This is a genomic window from Bacillus sp. SIMBA_154 (assembly GCF_046536015.1).
GTDB lineage: Bacteria > Bacillota > Bacilli > Bacillales > Bacillaceae > Bacillus > Bacillus pumilus_P.
The window spans coordinates 1-234 of record NZ_JAWJBV010000695.1 but is presented as its reverse complement, the minus strand read 5'-3'; the positions used below and the strand labels follow the sequence as shown (position 1 = coordinate 234).

Below are 234 nucleotides of genomic sequence, written 5' to 3'. Positions count from 1 at the left end.
CCATATTCACGACGAGTTAGCCAAGCAACGAATTAGCTCCGACAAGAGGCGTTCCGTTAGACACAAGGACGGCGATCACCATCAGCATCCTTGTTGTATTGCCGTCATAGTCAATCCGTAGATTCATAGCATGTTCCTTTCCTGGGGCGATCACCGCTAATTTGGAGCGGAAGGTCCAAATATACAGACGTAGGGCTACAAGTAAAGCAGAGGCGGTGAGAAGGATGATCGTGT

1 pseudogene is annotated in these 234 nt (G+C 49.1%); it reads right to left on the bottom strand.

The window, feature by feature from the left end:
* Positions 1-16 precede the first annotated feature (16 nt).
* Positions 17-234, bottom strand: a pseudogene (locus R0K30_RS23650) (iron ABC transporter permease); the annotation flags it as partial.